Here is an 18,783-nt window from a genome sequence, read left to right on the forward strand (position 1 = left end):
TCTTGTTTAAACTTCAAAAACTTTAAACACTACTTAACTATGAATGCTACTATATTGACAAGACTACTGACTTTATGTATCATTTTGCTATCCTCAAATATCTTTGCTGCTAATATCTCTTGGGATGGAGATGCTGGAGATGGGTTATGGTCAACAGCCTCTAATTGGGATGGAGATGCATTACCAGATAATGGTGATAATGTAACCCTAGATTGTAATTGTACAATTACGGTAAATGGAGATATTGAATATAAAAAATTAGCATTAGAAGCAGGTACTACACTACATTTTACAGCAAATTCTACTATTGATAAAGCAGATGAAACAACAATTGATGGTACCATGATTATTGATGCAATTGTCACTTTCCCTCAAGGTATAGAAGTAGAATTGACTGATGACGATGCCATATTACAAGTCAATGCATCTGGAGAAATCACTGATACTGGATTAGGTTTAGCTGAAAATTCGCGTATTGAGATAAAGGCTGAAGGTACGAATACAGGAGTTGATGAAGGTCCTTTTATTTATAATTATGGTGAAATGACTCTAAAAAAATTAGATATTGGTAAAGATGGAAATGGAGAGTTGTATAATTATTCTGACGGTATTATTAATGTAAGTGATGAATTACATGTTGATGGTGAATTATGTAATCAAGGTACATTAAATATTCATAATGAAGATGGAGATGCTAAATTTAAAGTACATGGAGCTACTATCTCTTGTGGTGGTCTAGTCAATGTTGATTTAGTTGAATTAGATGATAAGGAGGATAGACAAGCAAACTTATCAGATATCGTAATTAGTGATGGTAACGATTGTGAAGGTGGGGATAGTGATACTCCACAATACAAAGTAAAGGACGTTGATGGTATTCATACTTTTAATGAAGTTGTATTACTTGATGCTGGAAATAACACTTTCCAAATAGATCCTGAAAATGTATATTCTTGTAATAGAAATGCTGCTAATGAAGATTTGCCAGTAGAGTTAATTTATTTTGAAGCATATGAATATGAAAGTGCAGTTGAATTAATTTGGGAAACAGCTTCTGAAATTAATAACTCACACTTTGTGTTAGAAAAATCACAAGATAAAGTAAACTGGTATGAGATCACTCAGGTTCAGGGAATGGGTAATTCTAATATTGCAATGAATTATAGTTTTATGGATGAAAATCCTTATCCTGGAGTTTCCTATTATCGTTTAACACAAGTTGATTTTGATGGAAAATATGAAATGTTTGAGCCAATTATGTACAAGAATGGTGAAGAAGTGATTACTAATATTCTTGCGTTTCCAATTCCATCAGAAAAAATTGTAACCATTACATCCACACAAGATATTTTAAAAGAAAGAATTCAAATCTTTAATTCTATTGGGGTATCAGTTCAGCATTTGGTTAATATTGAATCAATGGAAACAAAGCATATTCAGTTAAATATAGAAGAACTGAAGCAAGGTGTTTATTATTTTAAAACGCAAGAACAGATTATCCGATTTGTAAAAAATTAGACTTAATGTCGATAATATAAAAAGGAGTATAGACTTTATTGTTTATACTCCTTTTCTGTTTCTTCTATATACCTAAAAATACTTTTCCGATATTATCAATCAAATCTGAAGTGGTCATGGCTTCAACACTTTTATCTATTGCAGTATAATCTCCAGCTTTACCATGTATGTAAACACCAAGAATGGCAGCTTCTTGAGGAGTGTAAGATTGGGCCAATAACCCGCTGATGATACCCAATAATGCGTCTCCACTACCACCTTTTGCCATACCTGGATTACCTGTAGAATTAAAGTGAATGTGTCCATTAGGTAAGCATATAGCAGTATTCGCACCTTTCAATACGATAATTACTTTTCTTTCTTGTGCCATTTTGGATGCAGCTTCCAAGCGATCAAAAGAATTGATAAAATGTATATCAGTAAGCCTTTCGAACTCTCCCACATGAGGGGTTAAAATGGAATTTTCTGGTAAAAAATCCCACCATTCTTCGTTTTCAGCAAGCATATTTAAAGCATCTGCATCAATAACAACAGGCACTTTTGCATCTTCTAAAATCGATCGGATGGCTTTTGCAGTTTGTTCATGTCTTCCAATACCAGGACCAATTCCGATTGCACTAAATGGAGACAATAAGGTTGAGGCAACAATATGGTTTCTTGACGGATCAGCGATACACATAGCTTCCGGACAAGTTGCTTGCATTATTTCATAACCACAGGCAGGGACTATTACAGTAGTTTTTCCACTTCCTGATCGTAAGGCTGCTTTAGTGGAAAGCTGAACAGCACCAATCATTCCTTTAGATCCTCCAATAAGTAAAAGATGACCATATTTTCCTTTATGATCAAATCGTTTTCTTGGTTTGTATATTCCTTGAACGGTCTGAGAAGTGGTAAAGAAATAGGGAGTAGTGGTCGTACTATGATACCCTTTATGTAAGCCAATAGGAACAATATGCAGCTCACCCACATTCTTTTCGTTCTCAGGGAAAAGCATTGATAGTTTAGGGATTTCAATACTTAATGTTATATCAGCATTAATGATACTCTGGAAATGCGTAGAGTAATGATCTGTATATAAACCGGATGCTATATCAACAGAAATCACTGGATTATGTGAGGCATTGATCCGTTCAATTACTTGTAATGTAGTACCTTTTGGAGGCCTTGAAATACCGGAACCAAAGATACAATCAATAATGACTGTTTCGTCTGAAAAATGGGGGATGTCCTCAACTTCTCGTATGTCTTCACAAGAAATTTTCTTAGGTAATCGTTCTAGGTTTTCTTTGAAATCATCGGATGGGTGATCACCAAAATGTACAATATAACATTTCAAATTGTAGCCTTGTTGATGAAGAAGTCGGGCCATTACTAAACCGTCTCCACCATTATTTCCAATACCACAAACGATAGTAATATCTCTATAGCGATCTAGGTTTTCTTCGTACCATTCTGTGAGAGCAGTTGCGGCGCGTTCCATCAGGTCGATTCCTGCAATTGGCTCATTTTCAATAGTATATTTGTCCCAATCTCTAATCTGCTGTGCCGTATATAGTTTCATGTGTTATTGCTTACTTTATTATTAAATAAGTTAACAAAATATCTATATAAAATCACTTAAATAGAAAGAGAAAATATATTTAAAATTGTATTTTTATCCATAGAATGATTTTATACTTACCCATTACTTATTATCCCAATGTTTGATATCAAAATGACCTTTTTTAGGTAGTTATTGGTCTTTTTGGGAAAATAAATATCACGTTGTGTGCGTATAAAAGATTATATATAAAATTTACTTACTAATCTTCTTATGAAACGAATTGCAGTATTACTATTATTATTTGTATCACAGTTTACATTTGCACAAGATAAAGTGGCAGTTTTTGATATGGATGGCACATTAATATCAGAAGAGCCTGCTTATGCTATGGCAATATTTGCTAAAGAATACGGACAAAACCAAATAGAAACAGTCAACGATTTAGTGAATGAACTAAAAGCATTGACGAAAAATCCAAGGTATGATAAAATGCTAAAAAGCTTTATGAAAACTGACCCGATTAAAGTATATCCTCAAATGATGGATGTAGTGGACAGTTTAAAAGCTGAAGGATATAAATTAGTAATTTGTACTGGTTCCGAAGTTCGCTTTGCCGAAGCGGTTAATAAGAAATACTTTAACAATAAGTTTGATGTTGTTATTGGTTCTGAATTTAGAGCAGAGAAATTAAAACCTACAAATAGCAGCATTAATGATAAAGAAGGTAAAATAGATAACCTGAAGTCAAATGGAATAACACCAACAATTGTATATGGTAATTCTCATGGTGATTTCCCTATGATGAAATGGGTAGGAAATGGTGTCTTAGTTATTCATGATGATAAAGCTTCAGGAGAATATGATAAACCTGAACAATACATTAAAGAATGTAATGAGCTAGGTTTTAAGACCATCAAAATTAGTGATTGGAATTTATCTGAAAATCCATCATGGAAGACTAAATAATATCAATATATATATTATGTAGCTAGAGAGCTATCACTAACTATTTTGCAGTTTGTGATAGCTCTTCTCTTTTTTTACTGAATTGAAAAAGTTGGAGGAGAACAATACATAGAAGTAATCCTGCAATCATAAACGTCCAAGTATAATTGTATCCAAATATATTTACTGATTGCATACCCAAATTGTGTCCCACTAAATGTGAAATAGAGAAAGCAATAGTGTATAACGCCATATAATCTCCTTGATACTTACCCGATGCTCTACTCATTGCCTCAGCATTTGAAAGAGGGAACATCAGCATTTCCCCTAATGTGAGTAACATCATACCAATGAATAATACCCACAAATCATGTCCAACGATCAATAAGATATAACTTAAAAGCACTAATACAATAGAGCTCATCATGATCTGCATCGTTGAGTATTTCTTCTGTTTTTCTACCCAATGTATTAGAGGCATCTCCAATAAGAAAATTACAAAACCATTACTCGATAGTAGTAATCCAATTACGGCTTCATTTAGCTCATGGACCTCTTTGTAAAATAAAGGTACAGTACTGAAATATTGCATAAAAATTACCCCAAAAAATACCATCGAAAGGATAAATAGTAAGTAAGGGAAATCTCTGTAGGGAGACTGACTTTTCTTATTTTCCTCAAGTGAATCATCATTCTCTTCAACTATCTTTTTCTTTGGTTGAATGGCTAAAACGAAAATAAGTAAAGCTAAGATACAGCTTACGCCATCAACCCAGAATAATGATGTATATCCCCAAGTCGCTATCAATAATCCTCCAGTGGCAGGACCGGCCGAAAAACCAAGATTAATGGCCAATCGGATCAATGTGATAGATTTAGTTCTATTCTTTTCACTACTATATTGTCTTATGGCCACAAAAATTGGAGGTCTAAGAATATCAGTGAACAAAGTCACTAAAAAGAATCCCCCACATATCTCGTAAAAGGTATCTAATTCTTTTAGAAGGATTAAGCCAATACCCGAAGTGAATAAACTGAAAATAATAATAGGGTAGAAACCAAATTTATCTGTGAGTTTACCACCTAGCCATGAGCCAATTAATGACCCTACACCAAATGAAGACATGACCCATCCAATCTCAGCCAGTGTAAACCCTTTTGCATCAGCTAAATAAATAGATAAAAAAGGAATCACCATGGCTCCAATTCTATTTATTAAAGAGACAACCGAAAGTACCCATATTTCTCGGCTTAAGCCTTGGTATATACTAATGAAGTTATTGAAAGCTAATCTGATGGAAGTGTTCATTTAGAAGTAAAGTTAGGTTTATTGAAGTGTTGCAAGTTAGTTATTAAATAATAAAAAAAGGTAACCTTTTGATGAAGTTACCTTTAATTTTGTATTATCTATTACATTTAGTTTACAAGTTCAGCGTCAGAAGGATACCACTTGTTATCAAACCATGGTTCTAAAGGTCCATATAGTCTGAAAATAGTATTCCAGCCTTTAGAAGGATTAGTTTGAATCCAATTGTTCTCCATTCCTTTAGGTGCTTTTGGGCCAATAAAAATATCCCAAGAGCCATCTTTATTTTGAACTAGACCTTTTTGGTTACTATCAATTCCAGGAAACTGTTGGTCTGTTTGTAACATAGATCTGGTCTGATTATCATAGATAGTGAATGACCAGAAATCTTTCATTGGAGGATTGGCAGGTACATGGAATTTATAGGTCTTGCTTCCATCAAATACATTTCCATTTTTATCGCTGTAAGCAATAGAGTATTGAGAGCCTTTGCCAATAATTTTCATCGACATTGCAGGGGTTATACCAGTAGCATAAAAATGGAAAGCACTTCTAGCATCCAAAAGCCTTGCTCCATTATGTTCAAACAAATAGCTTTTATAAGCCAAAGGATTTAACCATTGAGTATTTGGAAATTTATATAAATACTCACTTCGAGGTTTTGCCATTTCAGTTCTTACAATAGCACTACCAATTTTAGAAGCGTCTTCTAAAATTTTTTTCATTCTTGCATCAGGAGCAAATGTCTTCCCTTTTTCAATCCCGATTGCGGCAAGTGAACCTAAAAGTTCTGGATTTTCTGCAGCAGTAGGTTCAGATTGAACGACAGCGTTTATCTCTTCATAAATTTTTTCATCCATTCTATGAATGGTATTAAAGCTTTTTCCTGAAACATTCACAAAATTCATTTTAGGAGGGTTTTTCTTTTGTGAAAGTGGATAAACTTTATAAGTTTCCTTTGTTGCATTTACGGCCGGCAATGGGCTTCCATCTTTTTGAAAACCTCTCCATATAACCCAATGCCCATAAGTATTTGTCTTTACGACATGATAGCCTCTTGGTACTTTACCATTATAATTAGGTGGAAGTATTAAGAATTTACCTCCTTTAGATTTATCAGGACCTAAACGACCAAAGTCCGCTACATATTTAAAATAATGATCATCAATAATACCCAAAACGTCGGGTGGAGTTTCAATGACCATAGGTTCATCGCCTAACTCTAACCATGACATCATATACACTGATGTAGTGTTGGCTGTCAAGAACAAAGCTTTTGAATCCATTAATCCTTCGAACAAAAGAACAGTTTCATTGGCAGGGCCAAAAGATAAAATTCCCTGTTTCATAGCTTCCATAGAGGCGATTTGAATCCCTTTAGTGTAAGCATCAACTGCATTATGTAAGTCGATATAATCGTAAACTTTGTCAACAGTTTCTGGTAAAGGAACGCCATCAAAGAATTTTAAATCTCCAAGTTGTGAAGAGTGAATGACGTTGGGGCTTTCAATTCCTTCAGGAATTGGTGTTGTCATTTTCATAGAAAAGACTTCTTTTGCCTTAACTTCATTTTCTTTTTTGGGTGATGTAGAAGTTTGGCAGGCACCGAATAAAGTGCCTGCTAAGAGTACCGTGAGTAATCTTTTAGCTTGCATGTAAAAATGGTATAGATTGTTCAGTATATCTATACAATTTAAACAGAAATGCAGGAATAATCTAATTAAAAAGTTGGCTTATTCTATTCTTCTCTAATAAAAATGAAGACCACATATCATCTACCACTTCTTTTGCTGTAATGATATTATCTATCTGTGCTGAGATCTGTCCTATTTCTATCTCACCTTCTACTAAATCTCCCTCGAAAATACCTCTTTTTGATCTTCTTTTACCCAATATTTCAGATAGCTCATCTTTATTTGCACCTCTTGCTTCAGCATCGGCTACTTTCTGATAGAATTCATTTTTTATTAATCGAACAGCAACTAAATCTTTTAAAGTAAGGATGGTATCTCCTTCTTGTGCGTCTACTATCTTATTCTTGAAATTATCATGAGCGGAAGATTCCTTTGTAATTGCAAAGCGAGAGCCTACTTGAACACCCTCGGCACCCAAAGCAAATGCGGCCAACATCGATTTACCAGAACCTATTCCACCTGCGGCGATGACTGGGATGGATAATTTTTCAGCAATCGGAGGGATGAGGCAAAGCGTAGTTGTTTCTTCCTTACCATTATGTCCACCTGCTTCAAAGCCTTCCGCTACAATAGCATCAACACCCGCTTCCTGAGACTTCAATGCAAATTTTAAGGAGGAGACCACTTGAGCTACTTTAATTCCATTTTCCTTTAAAAATGCGGTATACTTTTTAGGGCTACCTGCTGAAGTAAAAACAATGGGAACTTTCTCATCAATAATAATTTCCATTAATCTGTCTACTTCAGGGTAGAATAAAGGGATATTGACACCAAAAGGTTTATCAGTAGCTGCTTTACACTTCTGAACATGTTCTAAAAAAGTTTCAGGATGCATCGAACCTGCACCAATAAGACCTAAGCCTCCAGCATTACTAACTGCTGATGCAAGTTTCCAACCACTGCACCATACCATTCCACCTGAGATAATAGGATATTTAATATCGAATAGTTGGCAAATTCTGTTGTCTGTTGTCATAACTTTATGTGTTTATACGAGTAGTGAAGTTACTTATTACCTACTAAAAAACTATGAGAGACTGAAAAAAATGAAGTATAGTTTTTTAAGTATTTCTCAAAGGCGAATGTTGAAATAGTATTTAAAATAACAAAGAATAATTATCAATAAATATGATGATTCCTAATTGTTTGGTGAGGGATCATATGGCAGTAAAAACACTGATTATATCAATTTTCATCACTTTTAGCCACTATAAATGTTGAAATTAAGTCTATTATCAAATGAAAAAATAAACTACGCATCAACTTTCTATTTATGCGTCAGGATGTTAAAAAGAGTAAATTTATACTACTACTTTAATTGACGTCTATTAAAAGTGTGTGATTAATTTTGAAGTATATAAAAAGTAGAAAACAATGAGTAATTGCAGTAGATAATTCTTAGTAATCGGTCTAGGTTGATAATAAATTTCAAAAACAAGCCGATGAACGGTGTAAATATTTTTTAAGACTGTAAAGTAAAATGAAAGAATTATCTACTATGAAAGAAAGTAGCTCAAAAGAAAGAGGATACCTGATATCCTATTGGGCAAATTTTCTGAAAAACAATCTAACTAACCTCTTTATAATGTGTTTATTGATGTATTCTCAAAACATCATAGCACAGAATTATGGTATTGAGGTCGATAATGGAAATGCAACGATCTATTTTGAAGATCAACCTGGATGGACAGGGGGATGGAATTATATCTGTCTTGGAGCAAACTGTACTTCGGGAGAAAAAGTGGGGAATAGATGGGAGAGGCCAGTTACTGGAATTACTGTTGGTAATACTTACTCTATTCAATTAAAAATTGCTACCTCAAATGGACAATATATCTCTGATCTTTATGATGTGGTAGCAACATTAAAAGGAGATTCTCCTCAACCAGATCCAGACCCTGATCCATTGCCTACTTGTTCTGATGGAATCCAAAATGGAGAGGAAACAGGTGTCGATTGTGGTGGTACTTGTGAACCATGTGAAGTGGTTTCTCCTCCACCAACTTCATCAAGATTTATTGAGGCTGAAGGTGGAGAATTAATTGGAAGTGCATCAAGATATACAGACGGTTCAGCGTCAAATGGTCAAGGAGTAGCCTATATTTCTGCTCAAGGAGCTGGTTTTAGATTACCCAATGTGCCATCAGCTTCAAGTGTTGAAATTATTTACGCTTCAGAACTTAGTGGTGAAATATCAATTTTTATCAATAATGAAGATGCAGGAAATATCGCCTTTAATTCAACAGGAGCTTGGGTGGGTACGTACCAATCTGTAAGCAAAACTATTGATATTCAAGAAGGTGATACTTTTGAAGTGAAGTTTCAATCGGGTGATGCCGCTTTAAATATTGATCAAGTTAAATTTATTGGGGAGCCATCACCTTGTAGTGGCTTAAACAACCCATTAAATGTTTATACAGGCGTTTCTACTATCAATGAAACGTCAAGTGGAGCCTTGGATGGGTCGGTAACTTTCACTTTCAATAACGTTGAGAATGATTATGACTCACTTATGATCTTGTTTGATAATGACTCTTTTAGTGTTGCATTGACGGATCAATCTTTTACAATTAATAATAAAGCTGAAGGGAGTTATCCAGTAGCTCTAAAATGGTCCAATGGTGATTGTATCGAAGAAATAGGTACAGTGACAATAGGTTCTTGTGAAAATAACATCAAAGATGGAAATGAAATAGAAACAGATTGTGGCGGAGTTTGTCCTGACTGTCCAGATCAACCAGTTCCAACTTTTGAAGATTTGGTCATCTCAGTATCATCTTCTCCAACTGTTGGAGAATATTTAGTAGCAAAATATGGTGATCAACCAGCTAAAGCCATTTATACTTGGGATAATGATACCAACGAATTTAGTAGTTGTACTGGAGGTTGTATTCAAAGTTGGCCTGCAGTAGTAACAGATGCAAAAGTGAATTTAATTCTTCCACAAACTTTACCAAATGGTCTTGTAGGAGATTTCGGTTTAAGTGGTACTTGTGATGGTGAGTTACAACTTACATTTAATAATAAACCTTTATATTATTTCTCTGGAGACAATAACACAAATGATATCAATGGTGAAGCATCAGGTGGTGTTTGGTGGCTTGTGAAAGAAGAACCACAAATTGATTTTTGTGCAGATGGTGTTCAAAATAATGGAGAATCAGGCATCGATTGTGGTGGTGATTGTGCTCCATGTGCACCTATAGTTGGAGGTGAAGGAACATGTGGTGACTTTGGTTTGACTATTATCGATGGGCAAGGCTATTTATATTATAATGAAGAACTAGGTTCAGCACTTTATTTATGCTTAAACGGTGGATGTTATCCTCCTGATGTACAAGAAGACGGTTATTATAAAAGAGCGGTGAATGTACAATCTGGAGTTGATTATACGATAAAGGTGCAAGGAAGTAATGAGCAGGAAAAAGTAGCTCAAGTAGGTTTGTGTTATTTCGTACCTACTTGTAATGATGGCATCCAAAACGGTGATGAAACAGGTGTCGATTGCGGTGGTTCATCTTGTAATGCATGCCCAACTTGTTCTGATGGAATCCAAAATGGAGAGGAAACAGGTGTTGATTGTGGTGGCCCTGATTGCCAATCTTGTGAAACCATTTGTAATGGAACACCGAATCCATTTGCAACGATAACTAAACAAAATGAGACATTTGAAAACGAAGTAGATGGTATCATTACGCTTTCTTTTGATGATGTTGAAGGAAGAGAAGTCATCGAAGTATCGTTAGATGGTGGTGTGACATATCCTTTTAGTGAGAATGATGATTTGAAATGGTTAACCATAACAGGTTTATCACCACAAGAATATCATGTTTTTGTGAGATGGGAAGGAGGTGATTGTCCGATGGATCTAGGCTATGTGACGATTCAAGAAGGAGGTCCACTTCCAACATGTTCTGATGGAATCAGAAACCAAGGAGAAACTAGAGTAGACTGTGGAGGTCCATGTGCTCCATGTGAAGAAGACCCTTGTGGAGAAGTACCATTAGTACTTTATCCAACACCTGCACTTCAAACTCCTATTCAAGGAAGCCCTGCTAAAGAACATGGTTGGTCATTTGATTTAAGTGAAGACTTAACGGAGGTATCTGTTGCTATTGGAGGCGGAGTTGCTGACCAAATGCAGACGAATACGGGTACTTTTGAAATGCATTGTTCATGTAATCAAGTAACTTTCTATACTGCTGAACTAGGAGATAATCTTCAAGCTTCAGTACCTCAAGAATGTGTGGATGCAGGAGATTATTATTACTTCTTTAGATACAAGCGTAATACAACTATGAATACATATGACCCAGCCGATATTTGGGTATACTCTGGTTTATTTACAACAAAAGGAGAAAGAATAGATCCTGATAACAGACCAACAATTGTAACAAAAGGAGCAAGCTGGATGAGATTTAGGCATCCTCACCCTCAAGATGGTATTACGGAAGCGATTTTTGATGCTTCTCATAATGGCTCTTTATTAAGAACGTTAGACCGTTATGAAACGGAAGTGACAGATGGATCGGATAATATTCGCTTTGAGCAATTCTTGTACTCAACAAAAGATTATACAATTAGACATAAAGATCAGGGAAACCTTCCAGATAAAGATAAATTGATTTGGGAAGGAGGTAACAGAATACCTGTGCGTCGTATGGAATTCCTTGCAAAAGGTGGAGCATCTACACCTTCTTACGCAGCATACATTGCACCTGGAGGAGCTACCTATGATGAAGGCGGTGACTTATATCCATGGTCGGATATTGCAACTGTTAACTACGGTAATATCATTTCTTATGAGATCACTGCCGTAACAGCATTAGTAGATGGTGTACCTTGGAGTAAAGGAGCACAACATTATAACACTTTCCAAAATTATGTAGTAGGGCAAGGGTTTAACACTTTTGGAGATCCCCGACTGGCAATGGCTGGTAGAGCATCTAGTAATATGATTCTTTCAGGATCAGGACAATTTACTAAAGAAGAACAGGATGCAGTATTTACACAACACCTCATCACTTTAGAAGATGACGATGACGTAGATGATTTCCTCGAGGGGCATCATTTATTCCATGGTGTTAGACATAGAGGACAAGGAGACGGACAGCAAGACAATAGAGTATTAGGTGAAATTAATATTGGTTCGACTACTTGTGGTAGTTGTCACTTTAGAGATGGTAGAGGTTCAGAAGTAGTGAGTACACCGAAAGGTAACCTTTTACCTCCACCAGTTTATGGAGTTGGTCTGTTACAATGGATTGCTGGAGCAGAAGTTGGTTTAACTTGGGACGGTTCAGTACCTACTGTAGAAGAACAAACTGTAAATGCATTATTGAATGATCATGGTATTGATGCATCAGATGCTAACCAAATCACTCAAGAAGATGTAGACTTATTAGTAGCCTACACTAAATTTTTAACGGTACCAACTAGATCGAAGGGAGTATATGATGATCCACAAGTGGGAATTGGTCATGTGAAATTCTCGGAAATTGGTTGTGCTACTTGTCACTCTGAAACCCAACGTACAAGAAATGATGCTCCAAAAGAGTTCAGAAATATTACGCTAAGACCTTACACTGATATGAAACTTCATGATATCGGTACTGGAAACAGCTATAGAACACCAGCACTTTGGGGACTGTATTACAATAAACAATTATTAGATCGAAATGGTAAAGCTCTATTATTTATGCACAATGGTTCTGCTACTTCGGTAGATCAGGCAATTATGCAACATGGTGGGGAGGCCGCTGGATCTAGAGCAGCATATGAAGAGTTGACTGCAGAAGAAAAAGAAGCAGTCATCAAATTTGTTGAATCTTTATAATACCATCAAAATGAAAAAAATATTTTATATATCAATAGTATTAATTCTATCAGCATTTACATCAGCTTTAGCACAGCAAGATGTAGCGTCAATAACAGTAAAATGTCCACCTTGTAGACCTATTGCAAGCTGTGACCAATGTTTTGAAAATCAAACAGCTGCAGATGAAGCCTGTGGTTCTTCTGCAAGAACAATAGGAACATCTCTTGAGAGTGAATTGTCTGATTATTCTATTAACGTATTTCCCAACCCAAGTAAACAAGGGAAGTTTACGGTTGAGTCAATAAATAATTTAGAGGGACATGTTCAATTATTCTCACCAGTAGGTGATCTTATTGAGGAATTTGATGTTAGTGATCAAAAAATGTTTAACGTCGGAACTACTCAAAGTCTACCTTCTGGAGTGTATATTATGACATATACCGATAAAGAAGGGAATACAGTAACAAAGAAATTAGTCGTTAGTTTCTAATTTATTATATCAATGTAAAAGTCATCATAAATTCATTTTTATGGTGACTTTTTTAATGAAAAAAAGAGCCAGAAAGTAGGACCTTCTGACTCTTTACCACTTATTTTGACAAATTCTTTTTAGTAGAAAATGAAATGAACTGGGTTGACTCCTGCAGGAATTTCAGCTTTTTCATCTCCACTTTCATTATATATTTTACATTTTCCTGGATTTTCATAATCAGGAGTTAATGCTACATAGATGTCGTTTGTAGAAGGATTTTGTGCAACACCTGTAATCGCTGCTTCTTCGATTAATGTATCTACATTTTTACTTGCAGTATTGATTACTACAATTTCACCAGAACCAATAGCTAAGATTTCATCAGCATTAGTAGTTGGTTGAATATTACCTTCATTTGTGATACCAGGGTAGTTAACAAAATTTGAATAAGAAAGGCCGTTTACATCAATTTTTGCAATACCTAATTTTGCTGTGTCAAAACTTGGAGACCAATCAGGGTTATAGCCATTACCTAAAGATACCCAGATCTCATTATTTTGATATACAAAGTGTTGTGGATGAACTCCAACATCGATACTTCCTACTTTTTCAAGATCAGATGTATTGTAAACTTCCACTTCAGTAGTATTACTAGCAGCAACTAAGATCTTTCCATCTACCACTGCAATACCTTCTGGATTTGAACCTACTGAAAATGAATTTTCAATTGAACCTGTTGATAAGTTTACAACATGTACTTTAGGATCATTATAGCTGAAATCTGACTGTACAGGTCCCCATTGAGTAACATAAGCATAGTTGCCATCAAAGGCAGCATATCTAGGAGTTTCGACTCCTGAGTTGATTACATGGATTTTTTCTAATGTTTTTGTGTTTGCAATGATAATTTGCTCGCTAACTGAAGTAGTGATCACCGTTAACTCACCATTTGAAGTAAATCCTTCAACATGTCCACCAATGATCTCACCGTTTTGATCTTTGTAAGCTTGTTGAGAAACAGTTACGCTATCATCACCAAAAATGGATGCGCCCATGATTGAAGTAGTATTAGGCTTACCAAATTGACCATATGAGTTCAATTGGAAACCTTCTGAACCAGGAACATAAGGAGTTGACTCTTTATCCTCAACACATGATGAAAAAATTACTGCAATAAATGCAAAGATTAGCTGAAATTTGTAAAACTTTTTCATGTCGTTTTTAAAAATTGAAATTTGCTTTGAACATATAATTAATACCCGGCATAGGGTATTCTTCATAGTTCTGGTATTCTGAATTAGTTATATTATTCACTTTAGCAGTCAATAAAATTCTGCTATTGTTTATTTTGAACCATTTGCTTAATCCAACATTAAGGAGTTGGTAAGCGTCAAGGTTGTAGTAATCATTTGCTGTGGTTCTCTTACCAACGAAATTACCATCAATATTAAGAGACCAAGTTGCTATACCTAAGTTGATGTAGGACCTAATAAGGTTTTTAGGTACATACATAAGTTGTTTGTCTTTGTCTAAGTTCTGAGCATCAGTGAAAGAGTATGCTGCTCCAAACTTCCATTTTAATAGTTGTTTTGAATACTGATTTCCAATATCTGCACTTACTTCTACACCCCTAGAATATGTTTCTTTTACGTTGGCAGCATATGTAGGATTTCCTGGAATCCATAAGATTTTATTAAAAGTTCTAAGATAAAATCCCGTAACTGATGTATTGAATGTTAGATGGTTGTTGCTTTTTGTATAGTCAAAACCTAAATCAACATTATATCCATCTTCTGGTTTAATGTCTGGGTTAGCTTTTTCTCCCCAATACCTTTCGTTGAGGGTAGGGACTCTATAACTTCTTCCAGCCGAACTTTTTATTTTTAAAGATTGACTCCCATCTTCTAATGCGATATAAGATAAATTCAGTGAGGGTGTAAATGGAGCAGAGTATCCAGTAACGACTGTTTGTCGTAATGTGGTAGATACATTAAAACGATTGGTGACATCCCATCTAAGGGCTGCAAAAACGGACCCTCTAAATTCCTCTGTGTCGGCAGCGTAGGCATAAACATCTGGCCAAATGTTCATTAGAGTCAAACCAGTTTGTAATGTTAAACTGTTGGTTAATGATGTTTCACCTCTATAATCTCCCTGAACTCTTTGTGTGGCAATTTGGCTTCCACCGTTTAATAATTCATCCTGAATATAGGCGACACTTGCAGTATGTGTCCATTTATCATTTTTCACTTTGTAATTTACAACTCCTCTGAAATTTGTATTTTCAGTAGAGTCATAAGTACTCGGCTTCATGTTATTGCCCATGATTGGTTGAATACCCCTTTGATCTTGTGTATACCATAGATTAACGGACCATTCTTCGTTTTCATTTGGTTTAAAATGAGTTTCATGAAGAATTCCTGCATGCCAAAAACCAGCATTTTGTTGTACCTGATCTTCTTTGGCATATTCATTATAAAATGTATAATCATTATCAGCCATCTGATAAAGGCCTACTGTCTTATGCTTCCATTTATTATTACCATATTGAGCTTTAAAACCATAAAATTGTTGGTTGAAGCTTCCGTATGCTGTTTGTAATTCAAAATGATTTTCTCTCTCCCAATCCAATTGATCTTTAAGGATAATGGTACCACCTACTGCCCCAGAACCATATTGTGCAGAACTTGCTCCATACTGAAGGTCAATATTATCAAAATAGAAAGTATTAATGGTAGACATATCTGTTTGACCTAACGTCAAAGAATTTAAGTTAATGCCATTCCATACAATCGCAGTATTTTCTGGAGATGCACCACGAATAGAGATACTAGAAAGTTGCCCTGGAGCACCATATTCTCGAATATATACTGAAGCTTTATCTCTTAATAAAGTCGCTAGAGTACCTTCATTATAGAATTGCATTTCAGTACTGTCAAAGGTTTGGATATGTGCCCCTTGACTATAGTACTTCATTGATTTGGCAGTGATCTCAACTTCTTTTAATTCTCGATCAGGAAGCTGATACTCTTGACCTACACAATAAGTGGAGATAAAGAATAAAACGGCCATTAGACCTTTTAATCTCATGATTAATTAATTTTTTGAAAGAAGTATAATTCGTGATCGGGAAGAAGTTCCGGATGGAAAATCTTAATAAGGTCAGCTAAAATGATTTCTGGGTGTAAAATTCCTGTACCCCAATAATCATTGGCTGCTTTATTCATTTTATTATTGTTGTTGTAGATTCCTCCGTTGGTAAATGCATCAAATTCAGCATACCTCTTGTCAACGCCTTTTAACTCTTCCAAGGAATTGATCATACCAACGTTAATCCAATACTTTGCATCTTTTCCTTTTGCATAAACGCCTTCTAAGTCGAATTGTAAACTACCTTTTTGATCATTGTCGAACCAAGGATAATCTACATGAACATCATGAAAAGCTTTAGCCAAATAAGAGGCTCCACCAGGTACAGACCAAAGGCCTTTGTACGGTAAACCACTAATCACTTTCGGAGAAGATTTTGCCTGAGTAGCTAGATGTTTATATTCGTTGTATTGCTTTGTAATGCTTTCAAACAAAGCATTTGCTTCGGCTTCCTTGTTAAGAAGAGCACCAAAAACCTTAATCCATTCGGCTCTTCCCAATAAGTCACTTTCTTGCCAATCTGTATTGGCTAAGATAGGAATGCCTGCTTTTTGAATAACAGGGAATGAATTAGAAGAGGTTGAACTGCTTCCTACAACCATAACCAAGTCAGCATCACTTAAGATTACTTTTTCAGCATTTCCTTCCATATCATAACCAACAGAAATAATACGACCTTCTTCCATACGGTCAATAATGTCTTGGCTATACATATAGGTTTTATCAACATACCCCCTAATAGCATCAATACTTCCAAGTTCTTCCATCATAGAAGTTTGAGCGGTGGTCGTTGTAATTACATTTTTTACTGGAATTGAAATAACTTGATGGCCTTTGTATTGATCAGGAAGAGAATTCCCTTTTGGTAATAATACAAATGTCTCTTGACCGTCGTTAAAAGGATTGATGAAGTGTAATAATTTAAGATTGTCCTTATACTCTAACTTAAAAGTTTTAGCATGTAACACTTCCGATTTTACTGAGCCAATATTTTGCTCTTGATTCTCTTTCTGAGACGTTTGTTTGTTTTCCTTCTGCTGACATCCAAAAAATAGGATGAGGAAAGAAAGGACTATAGTATATAGTGACTTGTTTAGCTGCATTCCTTTTTACTTTACACCCGAAGAATATTTCCAAACAAAAGATATCCTGACTTTCCTTTTAGATGAGCCTTCCCGAGTGTACTCAGTGGCATTTTCATCAACCCTTACAGGTAGGATTACAGTAGCGGGGACTGTTTTGGATTCTCACCAAATTCCCTTTCGTTTGATGCAAATATGATAGATGATTATTTACAATACAACTAAAAAGATTATTTATGAAGCATGACTGTGATCATTAAAAATCATTTGCAAATCCATTATCAGTAGCAGTTTTGTCAAGAAATACTATTATTCAAAAGACAAACTAGTTGATTCTTGCAACTGTTATCCCGGTGTTCAATTTGCTATTTTTTAACCACTCTGCTAAAGGTTTTTTTGTGATTTCAACTTCCCCTCCAGATTGTGAGGCATGTAATAAATGTATACGGTGGTCTTCCAATCTTACTGCAAAACCGACATGAGAGACATCTAAACCATCTACTTTACAAACCAAAGCAATAATATCTCCAGGTTCTATTTTACTTTCTATCTCAGCTATTTCTTTAATATATATTTGAGAGAGTGGCTTTGTATTTATTTGATCTTCAATTTTCTTGACCTCTACTAAAGCGGAATCATTACCAACTAACTGTTTGTACGCAGTGATATGAGTACTCATAAAGTTGATTTTCTTATCGTATACTGTTCCTCCGATTTTCTCCGTAACGTCAGTAACAATACCTTTTTTCTGATTATTTCTTACCCATTCTGTAAAATAATGTAATCGTGAAGGGTACCCATTTCGTCTCCCGTCTCTATATCTTAAATATTCTAAGATACTTGCATAATGATTGAGGTTTCTAAATTTTTCATTGTCCTCTCCAGAATACAATTTAGTTAAAGCAACTACAGATTCTACAAAGGTAGTACAATCAAAACCTAGATAATTAATGACTAAGTCTTCCCTCTTTTCATTTATTTCGAGGGTCTTTTCAAGATAGGGTTCACCTACAAATGTTTTGGCAATACTGATTGCCTTTTCATTCGAAGTAAGCCCTTGTAAAGGAAGTTGGTTTAATGTTGTGAGCTTATCTTCAAAAGCTTTTGTACTTGGAATTGTACAAACAAACTGTGCTTGGCAATAAAAAGTGATAAATAATAAGCTAATTATTGATAAGAATTGTCTTGACATATTTATTTTTTGCATTTTGCAGGAATGAAGCATTAACTTCAATAATGTTCTTGATATATA

Annotated in this window: 12 protein-coding genes and 1 riboswitch; of the genes, 4 read left to right on the forward strand and 8 right to left on the reverse strand. The window is 35.1% G+C overall.

From position 1 onward, the window contains the following. Window positions 1-39: 39 nt before the first annotated feature. On the forward strand, window positions 40-1,518 hold the full coding sequence (locus tag HGP29_RS12075; RefSeq protein ID WP_168882661.1) for a T9SS type A sorting domain-containing protein: 1,479 nt from the start codon (window positions 40-42) through the stop codon (window positions 1,516-1,518). Window positions 1,519-1,582: 64 nt separating this feature from the next. Here HGP29_RS12075 and HGP29_RS12080 read toward each other — a convergent pair whose 3' ends face one another. Continuing rightward, window positions 1,583-3,082, reverse strand: a complete 1,500-nt coding sequence (locus HGP29_RS12080) for an NAD(P)H-hydrate dehydratase (RefSeq protein WP_168882662.1) — start codon at window positions 3,080-3,082, stop codon at window positions 1,583-1,585. Window positions 3,083-3,334: 252 nt separating this feature from the next. Between HGP29_RS12080 and HGP29_RS12085 the strand changes: the two genes are divergently transcribed. Then, complete coding sequence (locus tag HGP29_RS12085) at window positions 3,335-4,030, forward strand: HAD family hydrolase (RefSeq protein ID WP_168882663.1); 696 nt, start codon at window positions 3,335-3,337, stop codon at window positions 4,028-4,030. Between the two features lie 40 nt (window positions 4,031-4,070). Here the strand turns inward: HGP29_RS12085 and HGP29_RS12090 are convergent, their stop codons facing one another. From HGP29_RS12090 to HGP29_RS12100, 3 genes are all read right to left on the reverse strand, one after another. Further along, window positions 4,071-5,318, reverse strand: a complete 1,248-nt coding sequence (locus HGP29_RS12090) for an MDR family MFS transporter (RefSeq protein ID WP_211093278.1) — start codon at window positions 5,316-5,318, stop codon at window positions 4,071-4,073. A 107-nt stretch (window positions 5,319-5,425) separates the two neighbouring features. Next, complete coding sequence (locus HGP29_RS12095; protein WP_168882664.1) at window positions 5,426-6,970, reverse strand: DUF1254 domain-containing protein; 1,545 nt, start codon at window positions 6,968-6,970, stop codon at window positions 5,426-5,428. Between the two features lie 61 nt (window positions 6,971-7,031). Next, window positions 7,032-7,985 carry an NAD(P)H-dependent flavin oxidoreductase gene (locus HGP29_RS12100; protein WP_168882665.1) on the reverse strand — a complete coding sequence of 318 codons (954 nt, stop codon included), beginning with the start codon at window positions 7,983-7,985 and terminating at the stop codon, window positions 7,032-7,034. Between the two features lie 504 nt (window positions 7,986-8,489). Between HGP29_RS12100 and HGP29_RS12105 the strand changes: the two genes are divergently transcribed. After that, entirely contained in the window at window positions 8,490-12,845 is a 4,356-nt protein-coding gene (locus HGP29_RS12105) for a di-heme oxidoredictase family protein (protein ID WP_168882666.1), read from the forward strand. Window positions 12,846-12,855: 10 nt separating this feature from the next. Further along, entirely contained in the window at window positions 12,856-13,317 is a 462-nt protein-coding gene (locus HGP29_RS12110; RefSeq protein ID WP_168882667.1) for a T9SS type A sorting domain-containing protein, read from the forward strand. 119 nt (window positions 13,318-13,436) lie between these two features. Here the strand turns inward: HGP29_RS12110 and HGP29_RS12115 are convergent, their stop codons facing one another. From HGP29_RS12115 to HGP29_RS12130, 4 genes are all read right to left on the reverse strand, one after another. Continuing rightward, the gene (locus HGP29_RS12115) at window positions 13,437-14,513 is read right to left on the reverse strand and encodes a beta-propeller fold lactonase family protein (RefSeq protein ID WP_168882668.1); all 1,077 of its coding nucleotides are present in this window, start codon (window positions 14,511-14,513) and stop codon (window positions 13,437-13,439) included. Window positions 14,514-14,520: 7 nt separating this feature from the next. Beyond that, window positions 14,521-16,389, reverse strand: coding sequence for a TonB-dependent receptor plug domain-containing protein (locus HGP29_RS12120; protein ID WP_168882669.1), 1,869 nt, complete (start codon window positions 16,387-16,389; stop codon window positions 14,521-14,523). Window positions 16,390-16,391: 2 nt separating this feature from the next. Then, window positions 16,392-17,552, reverse strand: a complete 1,161-nt coding sequence (locus HGP29_RS12125; protein WP_168882670.1) for an ABC transporter substrate-binding protein — start codon at window positions 17,550-17,552, stop codon at window positions 16,392-16,394. Window positions 17,553-17,571: 19 nt separating this feature from the next. Beyond that, window positions 17,572-17,757: riboswitch (cobalamin riboswitch) on the reverse strand. 99 nt (window positions 17,758-17,856) lie between these two features. Beyond that, on the reverse strand, window positions 17,857-18,723 hold the full coding sequence (locus tag HGP29_RS12130; protein ID WP_168882671.1) for an N-acetylmuramoyl-L-alanine amidase-like domain-containing protein: 867 nt from the start codon (window positions 18,721-18,723) through the stop codon (window positions 17,857-17,859). Window positions 18,724-18,783: the final 60 nt, after the last annotated feature.

The organism is Flammeovirga agarivorans (genome assembly GCF_012641475.1).
Taxonomy (GTDB): domain Bacteria; phylum Bacteroidota; class Bacteroidia; order Cytophagales; family Flammeovirgaceae; genus Flammeovirga; species Flammeovirga agarivorans.

Coding starts and splice junctions, on each gene's coding strand:
- HGP29_RS12110 (WP_168882667.1), top strand. CDS start 12,856: ATGAAAAAAATATTTTATATATCAATAGTATTAATTCTATCAGCATTT.
- HGP29_RS12100 (WP_168882665.1), bottom strand. CDS start 7,985: ATGACAACAGACAACAGAATTTGCCAACTATTCGATATTAAATATCCT.
- HGP29_RS12120 (WP_168882669.1), bottom strand. CDS start 16,389: ATGAGATTAAAAGGTCTAATGGCCGTTTTATTCTTTATCTCCACTTAT.
- HGP29_RS12090 (WP_211093278.1), bottom strand. CDS start 5,318: ATGAACACTTCCATCAGATTAGCTTTCAATAACTTCATTAGTATATAC.
- HGP29_RS12105 (WP_168882666.1), top strand. CDS start 8,490: ATGAAAGAATTATCTACTATGAAAGAAAGTAGCTCAAAAGAAAGAGGA.
- HGP29_RS12115 (WP_168882668.1), bottom strand. CDS start 14,513: ATGAAAAAGTTTTACAAATTTCAGCTAATCTTTGCATTTATTGCAGTA.
- HGP29_RS12125 (WP_168882670.1), bottom strand. CDS start 17,552: ATGCAGCTAAACAAGTCACTATATACTATAGTCCTTTCTTTCCTCATC.
- HGP29_RS12085 (WP_168882663.1), top strand. CDS start 3,335: ATGAAACGAATTGCAGTATTACTATTATTATTTGTATCACAGTTTACA.
- HGP29_RS12095 (WP_168882664.1), bottom strand. CDS start 6,970: ATGCAAGCTAAAAGATTACTCACGGTACTCTTAGCAGGCACTTTATTC.
- HGP29_RS12080 (WP_168882662.1), bottom strand. CDS start 3,082: ATGAAACTATATACGGCACAGCAGATTAGAGATTGGGACAAATATACT.
- HGP29_RS12075 (WP_168882661.1), top strand. CDS start 40: ATGAATGCTACTATATTGACAAGACTACTGACTTTATGTATCATTTTG.
- HGP29_RS12130 (WP_168882671.1), bottom strand. CDS start 18,723: ATGTCAAGACAATTCTTATCAATAATTAGCTTATTATTTATCACTTTT.